9 protein-coding genes are annotated in these 6,000 nt (G+C 35.3%); 1 reads left to right on the top strand and 8 read right to left on the bottom strand.

What is annotated here, in order from left to right:
- Positions 1-202 precede the first annotated feature (202 nt).
- The 7 genes from ACHABW_RS21935 to ACHABW_RS21905 all read right to left on the bottom strand — a co-directional run bounded on the left by ACHABW_RS21935 (position 203) and on the right by ACHABW_RS21905 (position 4,446).
- Positions 203-736, bottom strand: coding sequence for a hypothetical protein (locus ACHABW_RS21935; protein WP_435758586.1), 534 nt, complete (start codon positions 734-736; stop codon positions 203-205).
- Between the two features lie 181 nt (positions 737-917).
- The gene (locus ACHABW_RS21930; RefSeq protein ID WP_435758585.1) at positions 918-1,220 is read right to left on the bottom strand and encodes a TM2 domain-containing protein; all 303 of its coding nucleotides are present in this window, start codon (positions 1,218-1,220) and stop codon (positions 918-920) included.
- 592 nt (positions 1,221-1,812) lie between these two features.
- A complete protein-coding gene (locus ACHABW_RS21925; protein ID WP_435758583.1) occupies positions 1,813-2,109 on the bottom strand; it encodes a hypothetical protein in 297 nt (98 codons plus the stop codon).
- 282 nt (positions 2,110-2,391) lie between these two features.
- Positions 2,392-2,529, bottom strand: coding sequence for a hypothetical protein (locus tag ACHABW_RS21920; protein WP_435758581.1), 138 nt, complete (start codon positions 2,527-2,529; stop codon positions 2,392-2,394).
- Positions 2,530-2,533: 4 nt separating this feature from the next.
- A complete protein-coding gene (locus ACHABW_RS21915) occupies positions 2,534-3,046 on the bottom strand; it encodes a Gp37-like protein (protein WP_435758579.1) in 513 nt (170 codons plus the stop codon).
- 310 nt (positions 3,047-3,356) lie between these two features.
- Positions 3,357-3,647: a hypothetical protein gene (locus ACHABW_RS21910; protein WP_435758577.1), complete on the bottom strand. Its 291-nt coding sequence runs from the start codon at positions 3,645-3,647 to the stop codon at positions 3,357-3,359.
- A gap of 499 nt (positions 3,648-4,146) precedes the next feature.
- Positions 4,147-4,446: an HPr family phosphocarrier protein gene (locus ACHABW_RS21905; protein WP_435758575.1), complete on the bottom strand. Its 300-nt coding sequence runs from the start codon at positions 4,444-4,446 to the stop codon at positions 4,147-4,149.
- A 190-nt stretch (positions 4,447-4,636) separates the two neighbouring features.
- Here ACHABW_RS21905 and ACHABW_RS21900 point away from each other — a divergent pair, with 190 nt between their 5' ends.
- Positions 4,637-4,930: an MTH1187 family thiamine-binding protein gene (locus tag ACHABW_RS21900; RefSeq protein WP_435758573.1), complete on the top strand. Its 294-nt coding sequence runs from the start codon at positions 4,637-4,639 to the stop codon at positions 4,928-4,930.
- Between the two features lie 57 nt (positions 4,931-4,987).
- Here the strand turns inward: ACHABW_RS21900 and ACHABW_RS21895 are convergent, their stop codons facing one another.
- Entirely contained in the window at positions 4,988-5,983 is a 996-nt protein-coding gene (locus tag ACHABW_RS21895) for a zinc-binding dehydrogenase (protein ID WP_435758571.1), read from the bottom strand.
- Positions 5,984-6,000: the final 17 nt, after the last annotated feature.

The raw sequence follows: 6,000 nt of genomic DNA, 5'->3' as shown, positions 1-6,000 counted from the left end.
ATTCCCTAGATGTGGTCTTTTCTAATTACTAAGGAATAAAACCTTTCTGTTGTTAAGAACAAAAGCTATGCTATTGTAAAAAACCATTACAATCAATAATTAAAGTAATAGACTACTTCTCTGTATAATGTTTAAACTATCTGTATAAAGCAGTGAAAAATATGTAATTTAGTCTTATTTTTGTTTATTATCTTTAATTAAATCAATCAAACATTTCTAGTGAATCTTTAGCGTTATGTTGTATATATTCTATTCTTTCCGCCTTATCAGCATCTTTATATATCCCCTCTAGTTCAGACCTAACCTCTTTCATCTTATCATTAGAAGGTTGGATTTCTTTTATACTATCCTCAACCAAATCCGAGGTTCCACTTGCTAATCCTGTCGTTAGAGAAGTAAAATCCTCAGATGTATCAGATAATGCATCCATAATATTTTGATGAGTATCTTCAAACAGGTCTGGTACAAATTCCTCGTTTAAAGATTCTTCTAATAAGCCAATAGCAAACACGCCCCCAAATATTTGCTCAAAACCTAGAGAATCCCTTGTGTTAGGGTCAGTAAACTTATTAACCATTTCATCATATTGATATACTGCAAAATACGCTACATCTAAATAACCATCCTCTTCTTCAGATAATTGAAGTGGCTCTTTACTAGTTTCTTGACTACAACCGATTAAACTTAAAGAAAGTATTAATGAAAATAAAAGTAATGATAAATGTTTTCCAGTCATAATTTAACTCTTTAAATTTTGTGATTTAGGTCTATTGTATCACAATTCAATTATAATATTTGCGATAATATCTACTTTATAACTATTTTATACACAGTTCTTTCATACTAATTACAAGTGAATGGGATTTTCTATAAAACTAAAATTCAAGTAAAAAAGAGTGACCTAAGCCACTCATAATTTAATTATTATACGCTTTTACTTGTTGAATTACATCTCTTTCAAGATTATCATTCTTTTTCTCTAATCTCTTGCCGATAAAGAAAACGTCAATTAATGCCCAAACACCTAAACCGCCTAGTGTGAACAGCATCCCTAGACCCATTCCGATATCACCTAGATAGAATCTATGACCACCAACAACTCCTGTGAACCACCATAATAGATACATAATAACTTTATTCTTGCCTTTCGATTCTACTTCTGATTGAACTATTGATAACTGCTCTCCTGTTAAGCCCTGCTTTAAAGCTACGTTATTCATAATAAATTTCCCCTTTTAATTTTATTAGTTTGTGAATCGTTATAACTCATATATTAATTTAATATATAATCCAATACTACCACTTTTTAACGTCTATTTATATAAAAATTGGAAAACTCTATAAAATTAATAGTCTTAGGGTCTAGGAATAAGTAAAATAAAGACGGTACTTTGTATGTGTAATCTGTGTTTGAAAGTACATTTATCCCCCCTTTATTCTACGCTTACATATTGATTCAGTGGCAATTCATCGGAGAAGTTACACACGACTTACCTCACCACATCCTTTCTATATACCATCAACTAACCCGCAATCAAAAAGACCCCCATATACTTAGTGAGTGCCTTCTCAACTTTCCTATTATTCTTCTTTGGTTTACCATGTGACCAAAAGTGTGACCACGAAAATACTAATAAAAACCATTTTGTCGTAAAGGTTTCCTATTATGTATTTATAATGAAAAGAAGCGAATTTACGCTTCCTATTTTTTTATAAAGGGGTTGTTATGGCTGGGATGGATGTATTTACATTACAGAAGCTTATGAGACTCTCCAGTTTGCATACGACACAGTAGTATTCGACTCTATGGGGTCATGATTTAAAACAACAATCAGAAAAGTACAAACCACTTAATACGATGGATATATAGGAGGTCTGTAGAGTAGGAGAATCATTTTCTCGCGTTCCATTGAGTTTATCCTCGATTGCTTGAAGGCGTGATGTAGCATTTACATCACTGACATTTACATTTCCCTGTACTTCTTTAGCAATGATTTCTTCCATCATGCTTTTTGTAACAACTTCAAATTCCCCTGTATCTGGATTAAAGTATTGTGGTGCTAGTTTACCGTTAGCTAGTATTAAATCTGCTGCTATATTTTCTGCCAATCTAATCCCTCCTCAATTCTCTTGCGATGTTAACTTTTAAGTAACCCTCATTCGGAAACGTTTCGACTCGACCATCTATGTAAAACACTTTAAATTCTGCATTAAAAAAGCCCACCTTTTCCGTGTGGGTTTTGTTAAATGTAACAAACACATTACTATAAATTATGTCTGTATCTATCGTGATTACTCATGATAAAATGTATTCTGTCTACATCAGTGGTCGTTAACACTCCATTTTCTGTAGACAGGTGAAATTTTAATCCTAATCCATCATCAATCTGCTTAAGCTTCAGAATTTGAATCACGCTCCTTATTTTCTTCTAACACTTGAAAATGTGACAAGAACGTGTAATTTGATTGAATCCTCACAACTTGACCGATTGCCTTTCTTTCATATGTAAGAATTTTGACTTTGTTCATGACATCACCTCTTCAATTCGTTCTCGTATTGTTTAAATTCATCTTTAATCTTAGTTATAAGAGTAGGTCGCTTTTGACCGAATATGACTTCAAGACCAAATCCACTAGCCTCATAAACTTCTGTAAATTCTGTAATCCTCTGATCGACAATTACTCCCCACTCACGATTCATCTGGGTTGTTATATCTCCCAGGTTATAATCCTTTTCATAAACAAACGGCCCAACCATTTCAGTTTTCTTTGTTTGCTTAAAAGTTGGTTGTAAATGACTGACGAACGATTCAAACTCATCTTCATATGTTGATTCCCAAATGTCTATGTATCCCCACTCACTCTTTTCTTTTCCATCTTGGTCTACAATAACTACTTTTCTCTCATTTCCAAAAGCTGTATTAATGATGAGTTTGTCACCCTCAAATAATTCACGGTTTACTCTAATAAACTCGCCTGTTGTAAGGTTCGCCACATTTGGATTTGTTGCCGGCCCATTAAACTCGATCTCAATTGGGCAAGGCACATGACTAAATATACTAGTTTTTAAAGTCCAATAAAAATGGAATAAATTGTAATAATATCCTTATAAATGAGGGAGAAGATAATTAAATAAATATTTGTAAATAAAATGCGAGGGGAGTAAAAGGAATTTCGTTATTAAATAGTGACGATGAAATGTATTGTTATTACAAACCGATAGTAACCAAGCGCACTTATGGTCAAATAAATCGAACAAACTGTGATAGATACCCGCAGGACAATAACTTTACCAATAGCAAAAAGCTGATAATAGAGCATACATTAGCTTCTATTATCAGCTTTTATTATGAAATTTATTTTTCTGCCCAATCAGAAAATTTTCCGCTGCCTTCACAACTAGCGCATTCGTAATAGCTAACAGAAAAATCATAGTACCCCATCGGCACATGCACCCCTCTACCTCTGCACTCTGGACATAACCCCTGTTCTCGCATTACTTCAATCTTTCGCTCATTTCTCTCGTTATTCCATTGTGAAATTGAATTTAATAATCCCAATTTCATCACCTCATTTTCCCTTTTAATATAGTATTCTGGAAAAATGAAGATTCTATACTTACTTTTTTTAAAGAAGTTTGATTTCATAAACGTTAACTTTCTTATACTCGCTCATGCTCCTGTTTTCTACCCGCTACTTTTGTAGGTGCTACCTCGGTGGCACCTACCGAAAAATCGATCATCTTTCCTCTCTGATACTCGCTCATACTCCTGTTTTCTACCCCCTACTTTTGTAGGTGCTACACCGGTAGCACCTACCGAAAAATCGATCATCTTTCCTCTCTGATACTCGCTCATACTCTTGTTTTCTACCCGCTACTTTTGTAGGTGCTACACCGGTAGCACCTACCGAAAAATCCACCATTCTTTTCTTTCTATACTCCTCATACTCCTGTTTTCTACCCGCTACTTTTGTAGGTGCTACACCGGTAGCACCTACCGAATATATCTAGAGTGGATTCGAGCTCCTCCATATAAAAAAAGGGAATCCATTAGAATTTTCTCCTAATGAGTTCCCTGAATCAATAAAATTCACTTGATATATTAGCAGTTTCTTTTTCCCTTCTTAAAAGCAGATGGCTATTACTTACCTACTTTTAAACAAAACTTTGTTTGTAGAATGTGGTGATTTCAACCCTGCAAAAAATTCTTTTATTTCTACCTCTGCATACTCAGCATCTTCTCCATTAACCGATACTGTGAATTTCTCCCCTTTTTTCAGCGTGAGAATCAAGTTAACAACCCCTAAAATTGCTTTAGAATTATAAGAATTGTTTCCGACTTGAATGTAAACATCACTAGAAAACTTACTCGTCATCGTGACAAATTCAATTACTTTCTGGCTGTTAAAAGTTTCCTGAAGGTAAAATACACTCGTATGTGGCATGCTTTCCACCTCCATTTATGGGTTGACTGAAGTATAACAGGGTTTTTTTTACACCTCTACCATGTTGTCAGAAGACTTTCCAAATTACTTTCAGTAGTACATATGTTTAAAATAAAATGAAACAGGAAATGTTATCTGTAAGAACGTTAAGATCATTTAACATTTTCAATACTATTTAGGAGGCTAAATCATGCCATTATTAGAAATAAGTGTTGTCCCGGTAGGAACTCAATCAGAAAGTTTTAGTAGTGATGTAGAAGCAGCCGTATCTATTATTAAAAAAAGAGGCCTATCTTATCAAGTCACACCGACTGCAACAATTATTGAAGGCGACCTAGATGATATTATGGATGTGGCCAAGGAAATTCACCATAATGAGATAGGGAATGGTGCAAAAAGGGTAGTAACAAATATTACGATTGACGATCGAATAGATAAACCTATCAGCTTAGATAGACAAGTCGATCACGTTAAAAATAGTTAGACGATTTTAGAACACAAGAAAAGAATGCTCCCTGAACTTCATTCAGGGAGCATTCTTTTAATTATCTATTTTTATAGCAATTTTGCCAAGCTGTTTTGCCTCTTTTAATCTTTCCATTGCTGCTTTTGTATCCGCTAATGGAAAAGTCTTATCCATTACAGGCTTAACATCATGCTTTCCAATAAAATGCAGCATCTCTCGGAACTCAGCACGACTTCCCATAGTCGACCCTAGAAGGTTCTTTTGACCGTAGAAAAAGTCCCGTAGATTGAAGGAAACATCATCTCCAGTCGAAGATCCGAATGTCACAATGGTTCCACCACGTCTTAATTGATTTAATGATTTATTAAACGTCGCTGCTCCAACCGTTTCAATGACGATATCCGCTTTTTCACCATGCAATGACTCATCCCAGTCACCCTCGCTGTCAATCGCTACGTCAGCACCTAATTCTAATGCTTTTTCTAGTTTTTCGTTAGATCTTGAAGTGACGATGACTCTCGCACCTGCTGCTTTTGCAAATAACAAGAGTAACGTTGCAACACCTCCACCTATTCCTGGTAGCAGAACAGTGTCTCCAGTATCTATATTTGCCCTAGTAAACAAAGCTCGATACGCCGTGAGTGCTCCTAACGATAGTACCCCCGCTTCTTCCCACGATAAGTGAGGTGGTTTTGGTTCTATGTTATTTTCCGAAATCACGATTGATTCTGAAAAAGTACCATGACCTGGTAACCCAATAATTTGAAATCCTTCTGGTGGTGCTTCACTTTTATCTAACCATCCCAAACTAGGATTAATAATCACTTCATCACCAACGGAAACACTAGTGACATCATCCCCTACCTCATCAATGATACCAGCACCATCTGATCCAATAATGAGGGGAGGATCAGTTTCTTCACGTTTTTCTAAAATTGAAAGGTCACGATGATTTAAGCCTGCGATTTTCATTCTCACTTTTACTTCTTTCCTACCCGGAGACTCTTCATTCATATCACGATATGAGGTTCCAGTTAGTCCTTTGCTTCCTTCATGTACAAACGCTTTCATTATTTTACGCCTCCTTA

Origin of the sequence: Salipaludibacillus sp. CF4.18 (assembly GCF_051262595.1) — a bacterium.
Classification (GTDB): Bacteria; Bacillota; Bacilli; order Bacillales; family Salisediminibacteriaceae; genus Salipaludibacillus; species Salipaludibacillus neizhouensis.
The sequence above is the reverse complement of the archived record's forward strand: the minus strand, read 5'-3'. Positions and strand labels throughout refer to the sequence as shown.

Coding starts and splice junctions, on each gene's coding strand:
- ACHABW_RS21905 (WP_435758575.1), bottom strand. CDS start 4,446: ATGCCACATACGAGTGTATTTTACCTTCAGGAAACTTTTAACAGCCAG.
- ACHABW_RS21910 (WP_435758577.1), bottom strand. CDS start 3,647: ATGAAATCAAACTTCTTTAAAAAAAGTAAGTATAGAATCTTCATTTTT.
- ACHABW_RS21930 (WP_435758585.1), bottom strand. CDS start 1,220: ATGAATAACGTAGCTTTAAAGCAGGGCTTAACAGGAGAGCAGTTATCA.
- ACHABW_RS21935 (WP_435758586.1), bottom strand. CDS start 736: ATGACTGGAAAACATTTATCATTACTTTTATTTTCATTAATACTTTCT.
- ACHABW_RS21895 (WP_435758571.1), bottom strand. CDS start 5,983: ATGAAAGCGTTTGTACATGAAGGAAGCAAAGGACTAACTGGAACCTCA.
- ACHABW_RS21920 (WP_435758581.1), bottom strand. CDS start 2,529: ATGAACAAAGTCAAAATTCTTACATATGAAAGAAAGGCAATCGGTCAA.
- ACHABW_RS21900 (WP_435758573.1), top strand. CDS start 4,637: ATGCCATTATTAGAAATAAGTGTTGTCCCGGTAGGAACTCAATCAGAA.